A 14,884-nucleotide genomic window follows, 5' to 3' on the forward strand; every position below is an offset into this window, starting at 1 on the left:
AGTCTATCTGCAACTGTCGTTCCCTCTTCCACATGTGCCGACGATGTCAGCCCCGACGCATAGACTGGGTGGCATGACAGAGCAGAATTCAGATTCACCAGACACGTCTCAGGCCCTTTCCGACCGCGTCAACAACCGCTCGCATCGCCCCAATTCCCAGGCCTTCCGCGATTTCGTCGCCTCCGGCTGGGACCGCACCCCGCTCGACGCCGAGGCGTTGGCCGCTGCGGGCTTCACCCCAGCACGCCGGGCACAGGTCTCGGCCGCTTTCCCCGGTGAGCGCCTCGTCGTCCCTGCCGGCGGACTCAAGGTCCGCTCGAACGACACCGACTACCGCTTCCGTGCGCACTCGGCGTTCATCCACCTCACCGGGTTGGAGACCGATTCGGAACCCGATGCCGTCCTCGTCTTCGAGCCCGAGGACGATGGTCATGAGGTGACCCTGTACTTCCGTCCCCGCGCCGGTGCGGACACGGAAGAGTTCTTCTCCGACTCCCGCTACGGCGAATACTGGGTCGGTCCTCGCGCAGACCTCGAGGCCATGTCGACGATGACCGGCATCGCCACGGCGAACTCCGCCATCGTCGATGACGTCATCACGAAGGACCTCGGGGCGATCTCCGTACGTCTCGTGCGCCAGGCCGACACCCGCATCGACGCAGTCATCGACCTCGCCCGCACCCAGGTCCAGGCCGATCTCGAGACCTCCGAGGCCGGCGATGCGGAACTGGCTCAGCTGCTCTCCGAGCTGCGACTGATCAAGGATGACCATGAGGTCGCGGCCCTCCGCGAGGCCGTCGCGATCACGCGAGCCGGCTTCGACAATGTCGTCGGCGCGCTGCCGCAGGCCCTGGGACACCGACGCGGTGAGCGCGTCATCGAAACCGCTTTCGAGACCGCGGCACGTTCCGACGGCAATGGGGTCGGCTATGACACGATCGCAGCATCGGGCAACAATGCCTGCACCCTGCACTGGATCCGCAACGACGGTCAGGTCAGAGACGGCGACCTCGTCCTCGTCGACGCCGGTGCCGAAGCCGATTCGCTCTACACCGCTGACATCACCCGCACCCTGCCGGTGTCGGGGACCTTCACCGAGGTGCAGGCGAAGATCTATGATGCCGTGCTCGCGGCCTCGGACGCGGCATTCGCCGTCGCCGCCGATCACGTCAACCGTCCCGTGAGATTCCGTGAGGTCCACGAGGCGGCAATGGAAGTCATTGCCGAACGTCTCGAGCGCTTCGGAGTCCTGCCGGTCTCGGCCGCCGAGTCGCTCTCCCCCGAGGGGCAGCAGCACCGCCGCTGGATGGTCCACGGCACCAGCCACCACCTCGGACTCGACGTCCACGACTGTGCGCAGGCGCGAGCCGAGATGTACCTCGATGCCACGATCGAACCGGGCATGGTCTTCACGATCGAACCCGGTCTGTACTTCAAGGCCGACGACCTGCTTCTGCCCGAGGAGTTCCGCGGCATCGGTGTGCGCATCGAGGACGATGTCCTCGTGACTGCCGAGGGTGTGGAGAATCTCTCCGCGGACTTCCCACGCACCCGCGCCGAGGTCGAAGCTTGGGTCCAGGGTCGGAATCGCTGATGTCCTCGGCACACGACGCCCATCCGGGGACGGACGCGGACGCCGAGTCGATGCCGGTTGACGGCATCGGCCCGGTGCGCGGCCGGGGCATCCTCGAGGTCCCGGGACTCGGTCTCGGCCATGCCGGTGAGTTCACCCCGGGGCGCCTGACCGGGCTGAGCGTCGTGGTCCCTCCGTCCGGGTCCACCATCGGCGTCGATGTCCGCGGCGGCGGTCCCGCCACTCATGAGACCGATGTCATCGCCCCGGGCACGCATTCCTATGGTGCCGATGGCATCGTCCTCACGGGTGGTTCGGCTCTCGGCCTCGCCGCCGTCAGCGGCGTCGTCGATGCCCTCGCCGAGGCGGGGCGCGGTTTCCCCGCACCCGGTCTGCCCGGAACCGTCATCCCACTCGTCCCGGCCGCCGCGATCTTCGACCTCGGTCGCGGGGCGGGGCCGGTGGCACCGCCGCGACCCGACGAGGGCGCGCAGGCGGCGAGGGACGCTCTGTCGACCGGCGCCGAATCGACCGCAGGGAAACCGAGTGCGGTGCCGCGGAGAGAGGTCAGGGGCAGCCTCGGTGCCGGTGCCGGTGCCCGTTCGGGGTTCCAGACGCTTCGCAGCGGACTCGGATCCGTCGCTGTCCGCCTGCCCGGCGGTGTCACCGTCGCCGCACTTGTCGCGGCGAACTCCCTCGGTTCGATCGGCACCTCGACCGGCGGTCTGTGGTTGGATCCACTGCTGCGGTCCTACGGATTCGATCTGCCGAGAGTCCGGGGGCTGCCGGTCGCGGCACCACCGGATGCGGCGGCGAAGAACACGACGATCGCGATCGTCGCCACCGACGCCGCTCTCGACCCGGCACAGGTGACTCGGATGGCATCGGGGGCGCATGCGGGCATCGCCCGAGCCGTCCAGCCTTCGCATACGCTCTATGACGGCGACACCGTCTTCGGCATCGCCACCGGAGAACACGCTCTTCCGACCGACTACGAGGCTGCCACCCGCGAACTCGTGACGATCACCGCGGCGGCCGCCGACGCGCTGAGCCTGGCGATCCTCGACGCTCACGTCTCGGCGGCCCCGGCGGGACCCGGATGTCAGCAGCCGCAGACCCTGAGCGAGATCGCTCCGGACTTCGCCTCGGCCTTCACCGCCGCGTTCTGAGCTCGCCGGCCCGGGGCTCGAGTCCCTCCTGACAGTGACGGGGCCCGCCGAGCAGCGGGCCCCGTTTCTGTGCTCTCAGCGCTGGTGCCTCTCAGCAGGGCTGCGGATCAGTGTTCCTGACTGTGGGCACCGGTGACGCTCAGTCCTCGCGGGCGGACTGAGCTTCCTCGGAGTCCAGACCCTGCGGATCCTTGCTGCTCTTCTCCATCTGAACGTCGAAGCCGTCCTGGCGCAGCAGCTTCTGGGATTCGCTGTTCGCCTGGGCCTCGTCTTCGACCACGGTGAAGCGGATCGTCTGCGTGAAGTCACGACCGTAGCGGTCGGTTCCGGTCACCTCTGCGGTGTGAGTGCCCAGATCGAGGTTCGAGGGGATCTCGGTGCGCCACAGGTGCGAACTCGACTGTCCGACATTGCCCGAGGTACGCAGGTTCTGCGAGGCTGTGTACGGATCCGTGAACTCCCATCCCTTGGCCAGAGCCTCGCCCCGGCCGGGCTGTGTGTGCTCGCTCTGCTTCGGAGCCTTGCCGTCAAAGCTGACTTCGACTCGGGCATCGGAGGTGCCGGCCAGGAAGCTCGAGGTCAGCCATGTCTGCCCCTCCTTCAGATCATCACGGGTGACGACCCGTTCGGAGACCGGCTCCGGAGCGGTGCCCGCCTTGTCCGCGTCCTGCCAGTCCTGGGCCTTCTGGGCCCAGTCGCGCCACGCCGGCGAATTCACACCGAGCAGCAGCTGATGATCATCGGATTCGCTGCGCACGGTGTAGCGCTCGCTGCGCGAGGCACCGTCGAACTCCAGGGTGAGCACTCCCGGCTCCGAAGCGTCCTGAGTGAACGAGTACGGCAAGCCATCGGCGTTGAGCCCGCCGGAATACCAGTCGCCGGAGACCGCACCGGCGACGATCTGCGTGTTCGGCAGCTTCTCGATTCCGGCTGCGGCCCATTCCTCGCGCGACTCACCGGCGATGAGGTTCTCCTGCGTGTGGGTATGTCCGCCCACCGTCACGGCATTCGGGTAGTCGGCGATGACATCGTAGAAGTCCTTCGCGTTGTCGACGACGACCTCTGTGTGGGTGACGATGGGCGCGTGTGTGGCGATGACGACCTGCGCGTTCTTCGGCACATTCTTCAGATCGTTCGCCAGCCAGGTCAGCTGCTCCTCGGTGATCCTCTCCTTGTACTTCTTCCCATTCGCCTTGCCCTCGTAGTCGATGCTGTCGAGCACGACGAAGTGGGTCTTGCCCACGTCATAGGAGAAATACGACGGCCCGAACTGGTCGCGGAAGGTGTCGAGGGCGTGAGAGTCGTCGACGGCGTCGTAGTCCTGATCGTGGTTGCCGGGGGCCACCCGCACAGGACCGTTCGTCTGCGCGTAGATGTCGCGCAGTTCGTCGTTGAGGCTGAGGTCGTCACCGACGTTGTCACCGAGCAGCAGCACACCGCAGGCACCGTAGTCCTCACGGTCGGCGAGGTCCCCGACCGCGCCGTCACGGGCATAGCCCATCTCGGTGGTGTCATAGGCCTGCGTGTCAGCGGCGATCGGGCAGTTCTGGTCCGACTTCGCCGACGCCGTCGATTCGACCATCGGGAAGTTCACTGCCTTCGGAGTCTGCCCGGTCGGTTCGATCCCGCCGAACTCGAGGTCGCCGGATCCTTCGGGCAGATGGTTGTAGCTGAATTGGGCGACCTTGTCTTCATCGACGGGAACCTGCCATCCCGCCGGCTGGGTCACGGACACGGTCATGTTCTCCCGCACGGGCAGCTCATAGACCCCCTGGCCGTCGGTCTGGACGACGTCGACGCCGTTGGTGACCGCGACTCCGGCCACGCCCTCCTCGTCGTCGTCGAGCTTCGAATTCTCGTTGGCATCGTCGAAGACCCGACCCGTGAACTTCTGCGGATCGGCGGCTTGGCCCCGATCGACCTGCACGTGTCCCTCATAGAGTTCGGCCGGTGCCCCCGCCGCCGTCGCAGCGGTCGGTGACAGCAGCGGAGCGAAGAGTGTCAGCACGGCACAGGCACCCAGACCTGCGACGGTGGTGCGAGGGCGGATTCGGCGTATCTGCATGGATGACTCCTGTTGTCGACTGTGGCTGGATCTGCCGTGACACGACGCTAGGCAGGCCGAACGACAAGGGAGTGAAGTCGTCAGTACAGCTTGATGAATAGGAGAAGTGAGCGCGTGGAACACCTCCCCCAGACCGTCCGCGATTCGAGGTCACAGCAGCGTTCATGAGGCCGTCATCCCGCGATCGGCGGAATGTGAGTTGAGTTCAATTCGCCGAGGCGGCCCCGCAGGACTCCGCCCACCCCGTAGTCTGAGAACATGTCTGGTCCACCGAAAAGAGTCTTCGTCGCCCGGCTCGTCTCCGCGCCCGTATTCGACCCTCTCGGCGATCAGGTCGGACGGGTTCGTGACGCCGTCATCGTCTATCGCGCGACCATGCGGCAGTCCCCACGTGTCATCGGCCTTGTCGTCGAAGTCCCGGGCAGACGCCGCGTCTTCGTCCCCATGGGTCGGGTCACCGCCATCGACTCCGGACAGGTCATCACCACCGGCCTGGTGAACATGCGCCGCTTCGAACAGCGCGGATCGGAGACGCTGGTCATGAACGATCTCCTCGACCGCAGGCTGCGTCTGCGGGCAGACGATTCCCCCGTCCTCGTCGAGGACGTCGGCATCGAGCAGCAGGTGAACAAGGACTGGGAGGTCACGCGCCTCTTCGTGCGTCGAGTCCCCGAACGCACCGCCTTCGCCGCGTTCCGCCGGCGCGGTGAGACGAAGCAGATCGACTGGACCGACGCCGACCATCCGGCCGACTCCGACATCGATCAGGAAGCCACCCAGCTCATCGCCGCCTACCAGGACACGAAGCCTGCCGACCTCGCCGATGTGCTCTTCGAGATGAACTCGGCCCGCCGTCTCCAGGTCGCCCGGGCCCTCGACGACGAGCGCCTCGCCGACGTCATCGAAGAGCTCCCGGCCGACACGCAGATCGAGATCCTCGCCGGCCTCGAGACCGAACGTGCCGTGACGGTGCTCGAAGAGATGGAACCCGATGACGCCGCTGACCTCCTCGGCGAACTCAGCGACGACCAGGCCGAACGGTTCCTCGCCCTCATGGAACCCGATGACGCCGAGGATGTGCGGACGCTGCTGGCGTACGACGATGACACCGCCGGTGGCCTGATGACGACCGAACCGGTCATCCTCACCCCCGAGACCACCGTCGCCGAGGCGCTGGCCCACGTCCGCCGGGAAGACCTGCCTGCGGCCCTGGCCGCCGCGGTCTTCGTCTGCAGACAGCCCGTGGAGACACCGACGGGCAAGTACCTCGGGCTCGTCCACATCCAGGAGATGCTGCGTCATCCGCCGCATGAAGCGGTGGGCATCATGCTCGACACCGAGGTCGAACCGCTGCCGCCGGAAGCCCCTCTGGGCGAGGTGTCGAAGCTTCTGGCCGCGTACAATCTGGTCTCGGTGCCGATCACGGATGAGAACGACCGCCTCGTCGGAGTCGTCACCGTCGACGACGTCCTCGACGAGCTTCTGCCCGAGGACTGGCGCACGACCGGCCGTGATGAAATCAGGAGGGGGTAGACATGGCTGTTGACGATTTCGAGATCCCACGGTCGAGCAAACGCAAACTGCCGAACTTCGCCATGTCGCCTGAGACCTTCGGCCGCGGCGCCGAGGCGTTCGCCCGGTTCATGGGCACCCCCGCGTTCCTCGTGGGGATGACCGTCTTCTGTGCGGTCTGGCTTGGGTGGAACACTCTGCTTCCCGAGTCCTGGCAGTTCGACCCACGGTCGCTGAACTTCACTCTGCTCACCCTCATTCTGTCCCTGCAGGCCTCCTATGCCGCTCCGCTGATCCTCCTCGCGGAGAACCGCAGCACCGACCGTGACCGCGTCGAATTCGAACACGATCGGCAGCGTGCCGAACGCAACCTCGCCGACACCGAATATCTGGCCCGAGAGGTCGCGGCGCTGCGGATCGCCATGCGAGAGGTCGCAACCCGCGACTTCATCCGCTCCGAACTCAAGGATCTGCTCAGGGAACTCGAAGAGGAGAGCAGAGAGGCCGGACGGTCCGCCGCGGAGCCGAAGGACCCCGGGTACAGGGGCCAGGGGCCGGATGACGGCGCCGATTCCCAAGGGGTAGAGTTGAAGCCCCAGGAGCACTCATCCGGGGAGGAAAGGACGTGGACATGACTGGTCCCGATGTGGACACGGTGAGAGAGGCACTGACCGGCGTCATCGATCCCGAGATCCGCCGCAACATCGTTGAGCTCGATATGGTCGACGACATCAGCATCGACGGCGGCGAAGTCACCGTCACAGTTCTGCTCACCATCGCCGGCTGCCCGCTCAAGGACACGATCTCCCGGGACACGAAGGCTGCGGTGGCTCGCGTCGCGGGAGTCACCGAGGTGACGGTCGTCCTGGGGACGATGACACCCGAGCAGCGGAAGGCGATGAAGGAGAAGCTGCAGGGAACCGGTACTCGCGACATCCCCTTCAACCGTCCCGACTCCCTCACCAAGGTGTACGCGATCGCGTCCGGCAAGGGCGGGGTCGGCAAATCCTCGGTGACGGCGAACCTCGCGGTTTCGCTCGCGGCCAAGGGTCTGCGCGTCGGCCTCGTCGACGCCGATATCTACGGTTTCTCCATCCCCGGCATGCTCGGACTTTCGGGCAAGCCGACCCGGGTCGACGAGATGATCCTGCCGCAGATCGGCCACGACGTGAAGGTCATGAGCATCGGCATGTTCGTCCCGCCGAGTCAGGCCGTCGTGTGGCGGGGCCCCATGCTCCACCGTGCCCTGCAGCAGTTCCTCACCGATGTGTTCTGGGGCGATCTCGACGTCCTTCTGCTCGACCTGCCGCCGGGCACCGGCGACATTGCGATCTCCGTGGCGCAGCTGCTGCCCGGTTCGGAGCTGCTCGTCGTGACCACCCCGCAGAGGGCCGCCGCCCAAGTTGCCGAACGTGCCGGCTCCATCGCCACCCAGACGAAGCAGACGCTGTCCGGGGTGATCGAGAACATGTCCTGGATGGAGATGCCCGACGGCAGCCGTCTGGACGTCTTCGGCACCGGCGGCGGCACCAGTGTGGCCGAGAACCTCTCGCAGACGCTCGAGACCACGATTCCTCTGCTGGCGCAGATTCCCCTCGACACACAGGTGCGCGAAGGATCCGACGCTGGCACCCCCGTCGTGCTCAGCCACCCCGAGTCCCCCGCTGCGCAGGCCTTCGACACGTTGGCCGAGTCCCTGCGCAGGCGCTCGCGCGGACTGTCCGGCAGGTCTCTGGGTCTCAGCCCGGTCTGAGACAGTGCGGTTGCCCGTCCGTGGAGACGCTCTCGTCTACACACTGTTCTCCTGTGCACTCGCGCTCAGCCTCTTCATCCTCCTGCCCGGTGCCGTCGTCACCGCGAATCGTCACCCCCCGCCGGGCGCGAAGGACCTGACCGCACAGGAGCATCGGACCACGGCGGCTGAGAACCGCGCCCTGGTGACCAAATCGATGCGCAGCTACGCGATCATCGCCGAAAAGCGAAGCCCGCGGCTGAATATCCATGTCTTCGGCGTGCCCGGGGCACCCTCGTTGAACTCAGCCGTCGAGTCTCGGCTGTCGACGATGATCGAGAACGCGGGCGGGTTCGACGGCAGAGCTGAGTTCTCTCCCCCGCTGACCTCACCGGTCCACCGGTGGCCGACGGCGACATTCGCTCCGCTGCGGACTGCCTCAGGAGAACCTGCACCGGAATCTCAGGATGCGACTCCCGGCCCCGGCAGACAGGCACCCGATCCGGACTCGCTCGACATCGACAACTCAGTCCTCGTCGGAGGGGGCCGCTACCTCGTGACCACCGTCGAACAGCATTCCCCGCAGCCGCACACCGCGGTGCTGCTCACCGACCTCGACGCCGAGACCACGATCGATGCGCGCAGACTCTTCACCGCCGCAGTGGACCCTGCGACCATCTCCGGCGATGAACTCGGGAGGCTGACCATCGAGGGCAGACCGGTTTCGGATGCGGAACTCACACCGCTGGGGACACAGGTCGCCGACGAGCTGCACACCCCGCTGAAGCTGGTCCAGCCTGCCGACCAGCGGACTCCCGACTACTCCTGCGCACTGCTGCCCTGCGTAGCACTGACCTATGACGACGGTCCGGGAGAGGCCGCGACCGAACAGGCCATCCTCGATGCCGCCGCCGAGGCCGACATCCGCGTAACCTACTTCTTCCTCGGCAAGAACATCGACGACTTCCCCGAAGTGGCTCGCACAGTCATCGCCGACGGTCACGAAGTCGACAACCACACCTATCGGCATCCGCGACTCAGCCAGATCCCCTCCGCGAAGGTCCGTAGGGAGATCCGCCGGACCCGGAAGTCACTGAACTCGGTCGGTGGCGACACTGATCCGCTGGTCCGCCCGCCCTATGGTGCACTCGACAAACGGTCCGCCCACGTCGTGGGTGTGCCGTCGATCATCTGGGACGTCGACACCGGCGACTGGCAGCACAGGGATCCGAAGAAGATCGTCAAGGCGGTGAAGGCACAGGCTGGTCCCGGTTCGGTCGTGCTCATGCACTCCATCCACCCCTCTACCGCCAAAGCCGCACCGGCCGTGTACGCGACCGTCGCGGACAAGGGGTTGTATGCGGTGACCGTACGCGAGCTCTTCGCCGGAATCCCCTGGGAGAAGGCCGGGTCCTACTTCTGCCGCGGCTACGCCGATCCGCTGTGTTCGAACCCCGAGCACCCATCGGTGCAGAAGAACTGACAGTCGAGCTCTCCGCTCGAACCCGCCTCCGCTTTCGTCCCGGCGAACCGAAAGGGGTCCTGATCCTTCAGGTGGCTTCGGAGTCGAACGGGGCGGCCGCGGATCGGTCTCGCAGGTCGACCTGGGCTTGGAACCGTTCGATCGGTGACTTCTCCCGCACAGTCGCCTCGGTGCCGGAGCTTTCCGCCGCAGTCGCCGGATCCGCAGCGTCGACGGCGGGAGCCTCGAGCGGATCCCGCCGTTTGGATTCGCGGATCGCAGCATCCTCTTCGACGAGGGCCTCTCGGACGATGCGACGGGGGTCGTACTGACGCGGATCGAGCTTCTGCCAATCCACGTCGTTGAAGTCGTCCCCGAAGTCACGACGGACGCTGTCCTTCGCTCCCTCGGCCATCCGCCGCATCTGGCGGACGAAGTCACGCAGCTTCTCTGCGTATTCGGGCAGGCGCTTGGGTCCGATCACGACCAAGGCCACAACGACCAGGATCACCATTTCGGTGCCGTTGATACCCATGAACATGTCACCCAGTCTACCGTGGACGGCTGTAGCATCGACTCATGGTCAGCACAGGTTCGACGAGCGCCGGGTGCCGGGAGCGTCGATGGATGAGATAGCGGTCGAGCGCGTGCTGCGCATCGTCGAACTCGTCCCCGAAGCCCGTGTCGTCGCCTACGGAACCGTGGGTGCCGTCGCCGGCTGCTCGCCCCGCTATGTCGGGCGGGTGATGAGGGAATTCGGCTCGAACGTCACATGGTGGAGGGTGATCAACGCCGCGGGAGTCCTGCCGCCGGAGATCTTCGCCCGCGCCCGCAGCCACTGGGCCGATGAAGGCACTCCGCATTCCCATGCCCGGGTCGACCGGAGTGCGTTCCTCGACGTCGATGAGCTCGATGAGCTGTGGCGCACTCACGGAATCGAGCCCGAATGCGGTTAGACTTGGGAGGACTCAGCAACGGAAAGGAGGGGGCCGATTGTCACGTGAAATTGCAGGTGATCTCACCTTCTCCGAACAGTACAACGGCCCCGATCCCCTGCTCGATGCCGCCCGGACCCACTCTCACGAATTCGGTCTTGCGCCGGTGTCCCAGACGACGGCGAAGACGCTGACGCTCCTCGCCCGACTCCTCACCCCGGTCGCCGCCGTCGAAGTCGGAACAGGAGTGGGCACCTCGACTCTGGCTCTGCTGCGCGGTATGCCCACCGCCGGCATACTGACCTCCATCGACACGAACTCCACAGCACAAGGTGCCGCCCGCGACCTCGTCGATATGGCGGGAATTCGCCCGGGCCGCCTGCGGCTGATGAGCGGACGGGCCGAAGAGGTGCTCAAGAAACTCGCTCCGGCCGCTTATGACATGGTCTTCATCGACTCTGAGCCGAGCAACCTCGAGCGCATGATCCAGCCATCGCTGCGTCTGCTCGACGCGCACGGTCTCCTCGTCATCCACCAGACGATGCTCAAGGGCGCTGTCGCCGACCCCGTCGACCGCAGCCCGCGGACCCAAGCGGCTCGCGGAATGCTCAACCGCCTCGCCCAGCAGGAAGACCTCGACCGGGTACTGTTGCCCATCGGCCAAGGACTGCTGCTGCTGCAGAAGAGCAGGTGAATGCGACAACAGCAGAGACTTCCGAGAAGTCTCTGCTGTTCGTGCGGTTCTGTCCGGCCGCTTCAGCGGCCGGATGCTCAGAGCCCCAGAGTCTCTGCCAGAGTGTCGTGCAGTCCTGTGGCTTCGTCTCTGCTGAGCTCGATCACCAGACGTCCTCCGCCTTCGACAGGAAGCCGCATCACCATGCTTCGGCCTTCTTCGGTCACTTCCAGAGGTCCGTCGCCGGTGCGGGGTTTCTGGGCTGCCATGTGGGCTCTTCCTTCCGTTGTCATGCAAAGACGGTTCACACCAGGTGTACCGAATGTTGTACTTCGATTATTCCATGATCCGGACGATCCGGGTAACTTTCTCATAAACGATCGTTCACGGCGGCAGATCCGCCGGCGGGGTGAAGTGCCACAGGTAGGCCACCCAGATGATCTGGAACAGGATATATGCGACGAGCAGCGCGGCCCGGTAACCGCGTGAGCGCACCAGAGCCAGTGTCAGCGCCAAGGGGAACAGCGGCAGCAGCAGTCGCAGAGTCGAGGTCTGCGGGTTGAAGAAGATGAGCAGGTAGATGCCGTAGCCGAGGCAGAACAGCTGCAGCGTCCGCCCCATGCGCGCTCCGGCCGGAGAGAAGATCAGGGCGAGCATTCCCGCGACGACGATGATGAGCAGAACCGGGCCCAGGGGTCCGATGAGGTTGATCGACTGCGCCACCCATTGGACGACGAATGTCGTCTCTCCGGTGTGCCAGGCCGCCTCGGTGTCGGTGTAGGCGGTCAGCGACCCCGTCGCCCACCACGCGTGGAGCGGATGGATGAGGGCGGCCGCACATGACAGCACACCCAGGGTCCAGGATCGGACCACCTCGGCGGTGGGATAGGGGTCCTGGCGACGGTGGACGAACCGGTCGATGAGGTGGAGGAGCATGAAGAACGAGAACGCCACTCCGACCGGTCGGGACAGGTCCATGAGGACGACGACCGGCAGCGCTGTCAGGTACCGGCGTTCGACGAGGAGGAACAGAACCATCGCCTGCAGCAGCAGTGTCAGGGATTCGGCGTAGCCGGTGGAGAGGATCGGTGCCGATGGGAAGAACATCACCAGCGCCAGTCCCATGAGCGCCTGGCCGGGATCAACGTATTTGCGGAAGAGGTGGAGGATGACGACGGCCGCCAACCCGGCGGCCACAGTGGACACGATCGGAGACAGGACTGCGTAGCTGACCCCGGTGAGGTCGGACAGGGTGCCGACGACCGAGGGGTGCAGCGGGTAGAAGGCCCACTGGTTCTCGGCGACCGCGCCGCTGTCGTCGACGGGCAGGACGTGCGGGTAGCCTTCCTCGGCGACGCGGGCGTACCAGCCGCCGTCCCAGAAGTTGAGGAAGTCATTGAGGGTCGTCGTCACCGGCGATGATGACCAGTTCGCCGGATCCTGCCATTTGAGGACTGAGGCGAAGATCGACAGGCTCACGACGCGGGAGACGAAGTACACAGCCACGGCCTGCAGCCACACGGGCAGCACGATGAACAGTGCGCCGAGGCGGGAGAGTCGGGACGAGTCGAAGACTTCGGGGGCGAGGGTGATTCCGGGCAGGTCGGAAGGACGGCTCATCGTGGTTCGGCAGCCGTTTCCGGTGCCTCATTCGCGGTGTCGGCGGGGACAGGGGGTGCAGAGGGGGTGGTAGTTTCGGGCTCGGCGGAGCCCGCGGCTGCAGAGTCGACTGGCGTCTGGGCGCTCACATCGGTCGCGGACTCGAGGACGCGCAGGCGGTGCTGCAGGATCTGCATGGCCTCGTCGACGTCTTCCATCCGGTATCCCCGCAGTGCGGGCCTGAAACTCACCGTGTCGAGATCCGCACTGGTGAATCCTTCGGGCAGGCCGGTCCACCGTTCCTGCGCCTCATCACCGGTTTCGGCGGCGAAGACGTTGAAGCTGGCCGCGATGACGATCACGAGGACGAAGATCGCGGCCGCGACACCGATCACAATCCACAAAGGCATGCGCCCATTTTCGCACAGACCCCGGTGGCGAACTCTCAGCGCAGGCCGCGAACGGTGTGTCTCGGCACGACTTCACCGGTGATCGCCAGGGTCACATCGATGGCGTCGGCGGTGGCGCGGACATCATGGGTCCGGATCATCGCCGCTCCCTTCTCGACAGCCAGCGCAGTTGCTGCGATGGTTCCGTGCAGCCGGTCCTCGGGCGCGACATCGCCGATGGCTTCGCCGACGAAGTCCTTCCGGGAGATCGCCAGCAGCACCGGAAGTCCGGTCGCGGTGAAACGGTCGAGCTCCCGCAGCAGACGCAGCGAATGATAGGTGTTCTTCCCGAAGTCCGGGGTGGGGTCGATGATGATCTTCTCGTCGGGGACACCGGCGGTACGGGCCGCCTCGGCGAGGTCGATGACTCCGGCCAATGCTGCGTCGACGATCTCCCCGGCATGGAGGCCGTACCGATTGCGGTGTGCATCGGTGCGGGGATCCAATCCCCCGGTGTGGGAGCAGACGAGACCGACCTTGTTCCGGGAAGCCACCTCGGCCACCTGCGGATCGACCCCGGCCCACGTGTCGTTGAGAAGACCGGCGCCGGCCCGGCAGGCCGCTTCGGCGACTTCGTGGCGCCAGGTGTCGACGCTGATGAGCACGTGCGGGTGGGCTCGGGCCACGGCCTCGATCGTTGGGCACACGCGGTCGATCTCCTCGGCGACGGAGATCTCCCGGCCCCTCCCCGCACGCACTCCCCCGATGTCGACGATGTGCGCACCGTCGTCGGCGGCCGCGGCAACCGCGGTGATCGCCTCGTCAAGGGTGGCGGCGGATTCGTAGAACGAATCGGTCGTGCGATTGATCACCGCCATGATCGCCGGCGCCCCTGCCCGGGCCTGACTGAGGTCGAAGCGGGAAATCTCCGCGGCAGCATCGGTGCGGTCTTTCACGATGCGCTTCCCGCTTCGATCGTGGCCACGGCCTCGTCGATATCGTCGGTGAGGGTGAAGAGGGACAGATCCTTGTCGCTGATCGTGCCGTTGGCGAGCGGGCTATCGCGCATCCAGTCGACGAGACCCTGCCAGTAGGCGGTGCCGAAGAGGACGATCGGGAATGACGTCACCTTTCCTGTCTGGACCATGGTGAAGGCTTCGAAGAGTTCGTCGAGGGTGCCGAAGCCGCCGGGCATGACGACGAAGCCGCGGGAGTATTTGAGGAACATCGTTTTGCGGACGAAGAAGTAGCGGAAGTGCACGCCGAGCTCGACGTGGTCGTTCAGGCCCGATTCGAAGGGCAGTTCGATGCCCAGGCCGATCGACACTCCTCCGCCGTCGACGGCGCCGAGGTTGCCTGCCTCCATGATGCCCGGTCCCCCGCCGGTGATGACGGCGTTGCCGGATTCGGCCAGCCGGCGGGCGATCTCACGAGTGTCCGCATACGCCTGAGTGTCGGCGTGGAGCCGGGCTGAGCCGAAGATCGCGACGGCCGGTCCGACCTCGGCCAGGGAGCTGAAGCCTTCGACGAATTCGGCTTGGATGCGCATCACCCGCCACGGGTCTTCGTGCACCCACTCCGCACTCGTCCCCGCTTCGAGCAGACGCTGGTCCGTCGTCGTCTCCGGCACCTGGTCCCCGCGCAGACGCAGCGGGCCCTTGCTGTAGTACTCGGGCTGCCTGTCGCTCGGGGCGGGGCCGTCACCGCTCGGGGCAAGGCCGTCACCGCTCGGGACGGCGCCGTAGTCAGCGGATTCGCCTCTGTCGTTCACCGTG

General features: G+C 66.1%; 15 protein-coding genes. 8 read left to right on the top strand and 7 right to left on the bottom strand.

Features of this window, described 5'->3' with window-relative positions:
- Nucleotides 1-73: 73 nt before the first annotated feature.
- Both ACSE4D_RS00845 and ACSE4D_RS00850 read left to right on the top strand, forming a co-directional pair.
- Nucleotides 74-1,594 carry an aminopeptidase P family protein gene (locus ACSE4D_RS00845; RefSeq protein ID WP_135538776.1) on the top strand — a complete coding sequence of 507 codons (1,521 nt, stop codon included), beginning with the start codon at nucleotides 74-76 and terminating at the stop codon, nucleotides 1,592-1,594.
- Nucleotides 1,594-2,742 (top strand): P1 family peptidase, encoded by a 1,149-nt coding sequence (locus ACSE4D_RS00850; protein ID WP_436326439.1) that lies wholly within the window; start codon nucleotides 1,594-1,596, stop codon nucleotides 2,740-2,742. Before ACSE4D_RS00845 ends, ACSE4D_RS00850 begins: the two co-directional genes overlap by 1 nt.
- Nucleotides 2,743-2,881: 139 nt before the next feature.
- On the opposite strand, the gene ACSE4D_RS00855 is transcribed toward ACSE4D_RS00850, so the two are convergent.
- On the bottom strand, nucleotides 2,882-4,807 hold the full coding sequence (locus ACSE4D_RS00855) for a calcineurin-like phosphoesterase C-terminal domain-containing protein (RefSeq protein ID WP_436326440.1): 1,926 nt from the start codon (nucleotides 4,805-4,807) through the stop codon (nucleotides 2,882-2,884).
- A 258-nt stretch (nucleotides 4,808-5,065) separates the two neighbouring features.
- Here ACSE4D_RS00855 and ACSE4D_RS00860 point away from each other — a divergent pair, with 258 nt between their 5' ends.
- The 4 genes from ACSE4D_RS00860 to ACSE4D_RS00875 are packed head-to-tail and all read left to right on the top strand — an operon-like array spanning nucleotide 5,066 to nucleotide 9,534.
- A complete protein-coding gene (locus ACSE4D_RS00860; RefSeq protein WP_436326441.1) occupies nucleotides 5,066-6,340 on the top strand; it encodes a magnesium transporter MgtE N-terminal domain-containing protein in 1,275 nt (424 codons plus the stop codon).
- 2 nt (nucleotides 6,341-6,342) lie between these two features.
- Nucleotides 6,343-6,954: a DUF1003 domain-containing protein gene (locus tag ACSE4D_RS00865; RefSeq protein ID WP_436326442.1), complete on the top strand. Its 612-nt coding sequence runs from the start codon at nucleotides 6,343-6,345 to the stop codon at nucleotides 6,952-6,954.
- The gene (locus tag ACSE4D_RS00870) at nucleotides 6,951-8,072 is read left to right on the top strand and encodes an Mrp/NBP35 family ATP-binding protein (protein ID WP_436326443.1); all 1,122 of its coding nucleotides are present in this window, start codon (nucleotides 6,951-6,953) and stop codon (nucleotides 8,070-8,072) included. Before ACSE4D_RS00865 ends, ACSE4D_RS00870 begins: the two co-directional genes overlap by 4 nt.
- Nucleotides 8,073-8,082: 10 nt before the next feature.
- Nucleotides 8,083-9,534 (top strand): polysaccharide deacetylase family protein, encoded by a 1,452-nt coding sequence (locus tag ACSE4D_RS00875; RefSeq protein WP_436326444.1) that lies wholly within the window; start codon nucleotides 8,083-8,085, stop codon nucleotides 9,532-9,534.
- A gap of 67 nt (nucleotides 9,535-9,601) precedes the next feature.
- On the opposite strand, the gene ACSE4D_RS00880 is transcribed toward ACSE4D_RS00875, so the two are convergent.
- Nucleotides 9,602-10,054, bottom strand: coding sequence for a twin-arginine translocase TatA/TatE family subunit (locus ACSE4D_RS00880; RefSeq protein ID WP_135538786.1), 453 nt, complete (start codon nucleotides 10,052-10,054; stop codon nucleotides 9,602-9,604).
- 82 nt (nucleotides 10,055-10,136) lie between these two features.
- Here ACSE4D_RS00880 and ACSE4D_RS00885 point away from each other — a divergent pair, with 82 nt between their 5' ends.
- Nucleotides 10,137-10,469 carry an MGMT family protein gene (locus ACSE4D_RS00885; RefSeq protein ID WP_135538788.1) on the top strand — a complete coding sequence of 111 codons (333 nt, stop codon included), beginning with the start codon at nucleotides 10,137-10,139 and terminating at the stop codon, nucleotides 10,467-10,469.
- A gap of 37 nt (nucleotides 10,470-10,506) precedes the next feature.
- The gene (locus tag ACSE4D_RS00890) at nucleotides 10,507-11,142 is read left to right on the top strand and encodes an O-methyltransferase (protein WP_135538789.1); all 636 of its coding nucleotides are present in this window, start codon (nucleotides 10,507-10,509) and stop codon (nucleotides 11,140-11,142) included.
- A gap of 77 nt (nucleotides 11,143-11,219) precedes the next feature.
- Here the strand turns inward: ACSE4D_RS00890 and ACSE4D_RS00895 are convergent, their stop codons facing one another.
- The 5 genes from ACSE4D_RS00895 to ACSE4D_RS00915 form a co-directional block, all read right to left on the bottom strand.
- Complete coding sequence (locus ACSE4D_RS00895; protein WP_135538791.1) at nucleotides 11,220-11,390, bottom strand: DUF3117 domain-containing protein; 171 nt, start codon at nucleotides 11,388-11,390, stop codon at nucleotides 11,220-11,222.
- Between the two features lie 115 nt (nucleotides 11,391-11,505).
- A complete protein-coding gene (locus ACSE4D_RS00900; protein WP_436326445.1) occupies nucleotides 11,506-12,741 on the bottom strand; it encodes a hypothetical protein in 1,236 nt (411 codons plus the stop codon).
- Nucleotides 12,738-13,130 (bottom strand): DivIVA domain-containing protein, encoded by a 393-nt coding sequence (locus ACSE4D_RS00905; RefSeq protein ID WP_436326446.1) that lies wholly within the window; start codon nucleotides 13,128-13,130, stop codon nucleotides 12,738-12,740. Before ACSE4D_RS00905 ends, ACSE4D_RS00900 begins: the two co-directional genes overlap by 4 nt.
- A gap of 35 nt (nucleotides 13,131-13,165) precedes the next feature.
- Nucleotides 13,166-14,065 carry a dihydropteroate synthase gene (gene folP / locus ACSE4D_RS00910; RefSeq protein ID WP_436326447.1) on the bottom strand — a complete coding sequence of 300 codons (900 nt, stop codon included), beginning with the start codon at nucleotides 14,063-14,065 and terminating at the stop codon, nucleotides 13,166-13,168.
- Nucleotides 14,062-14,880, bottom strand: a complete 819-nt coding sequence (locus ACSE4D_RS00915; protein ID WP_436326448.1) for a TIGR00730 family Rossman fold protein — start codon at nucleotides 14,878-14,880, stop codon at nucleotides 14,062-14,064. Before ACSE4D_RS00915 ends, folP begins: the two co-directional genes overlap by 4 nt.
- Between the last annotated feature and the right edge of the window lie 4 nt (nucleotides 14,881-14,884).

Source organism: Brevibacterium sp. FAM 27836, assembly GCF_051351055.1.
GTDB lineage: Bacteria > Actinomycetota > Actinomycetes > Actinomycetales > Brevibacteriaceae > Brevibacterium.

Coding starts and splice junctions, on each gene's coding strand:
- ACSE4D_RS00870 (WP_436326443.1), top strand. CDS start 6,951: ATGACTGGTCCCGATGTGGACACGGTGAGAGAGGCACTGACCGGCGTC.
- ACSE4D_RS00845 (WP_135538776.1), top strand. CDS start 74: ATGACAGAGCAGAATTCAGATTCACCAGACACGTCTCAGGCCCTTTCC.
- ACSE4D_RS00880 (WP_135538786.1), bottom strand. CDS start 10,054: ATGTTCATGGGTATCAACGGCACCGAAATGGTGATCCTGGTCGTTGTG.
- ACSE4D_RS00885 (WP_135538788.1), top strand. CDS start 10,137: ATGGATGAGATAGCGGTCGAGCGCGTGCTGCGCATCGTCGAACTCGTC.
- ACSE4D_RS00855 (WP_436326440.1), bottom strand. CDS start 4,807: ATGCAGATACGCCGAATCCGCCCTCGCACCACCGTCGCAGGTCTGGGT.
- ACSE4D_RS00900 (WP_436326445.1), bottom strand. CDS start 12,741: ATGAGCCGTCCTTCCGACCTGCCCGGAATCACCCTCGCCCCCGAAGTC.
- ACSE4D_RS00865 (WP_436326442.1), top strand. CDS start 6,343: ATGGCTGTTGACGATTTCGAGATCCCACGGTCGAGCAAACGCAAACTG.
- ACSE4D_RS00895 (WP_135538791.1), bottom strand. CDS start 11,390: ATGGCAGCCCAGAAACCCCGCACCGGCGACGGACCTCTGGAAGTGACC.
- ACSE4D_RS00850 (WP_436326439.1), top strand. CDS start 1,594: ATGTCCTCGGCACACGACGCCCATCCGGGGACGGACGCGGACGCCGAG.
- ACSE4D_RS00905 (WP_436326446.1), bottom strand. CDS start 13,130: ATGCCTTTGTGGATTGTGATCGGTGTCGCGGCCGCGATCTTCGTCCTC.
- ACSE4D_RS00860 (WP_436326441.1), top strand. CDS start 5,066: ATGTCTGGTCCACCGAAAAGAGTCTTCGTCGCCCGGCTCGTCTCCGCG.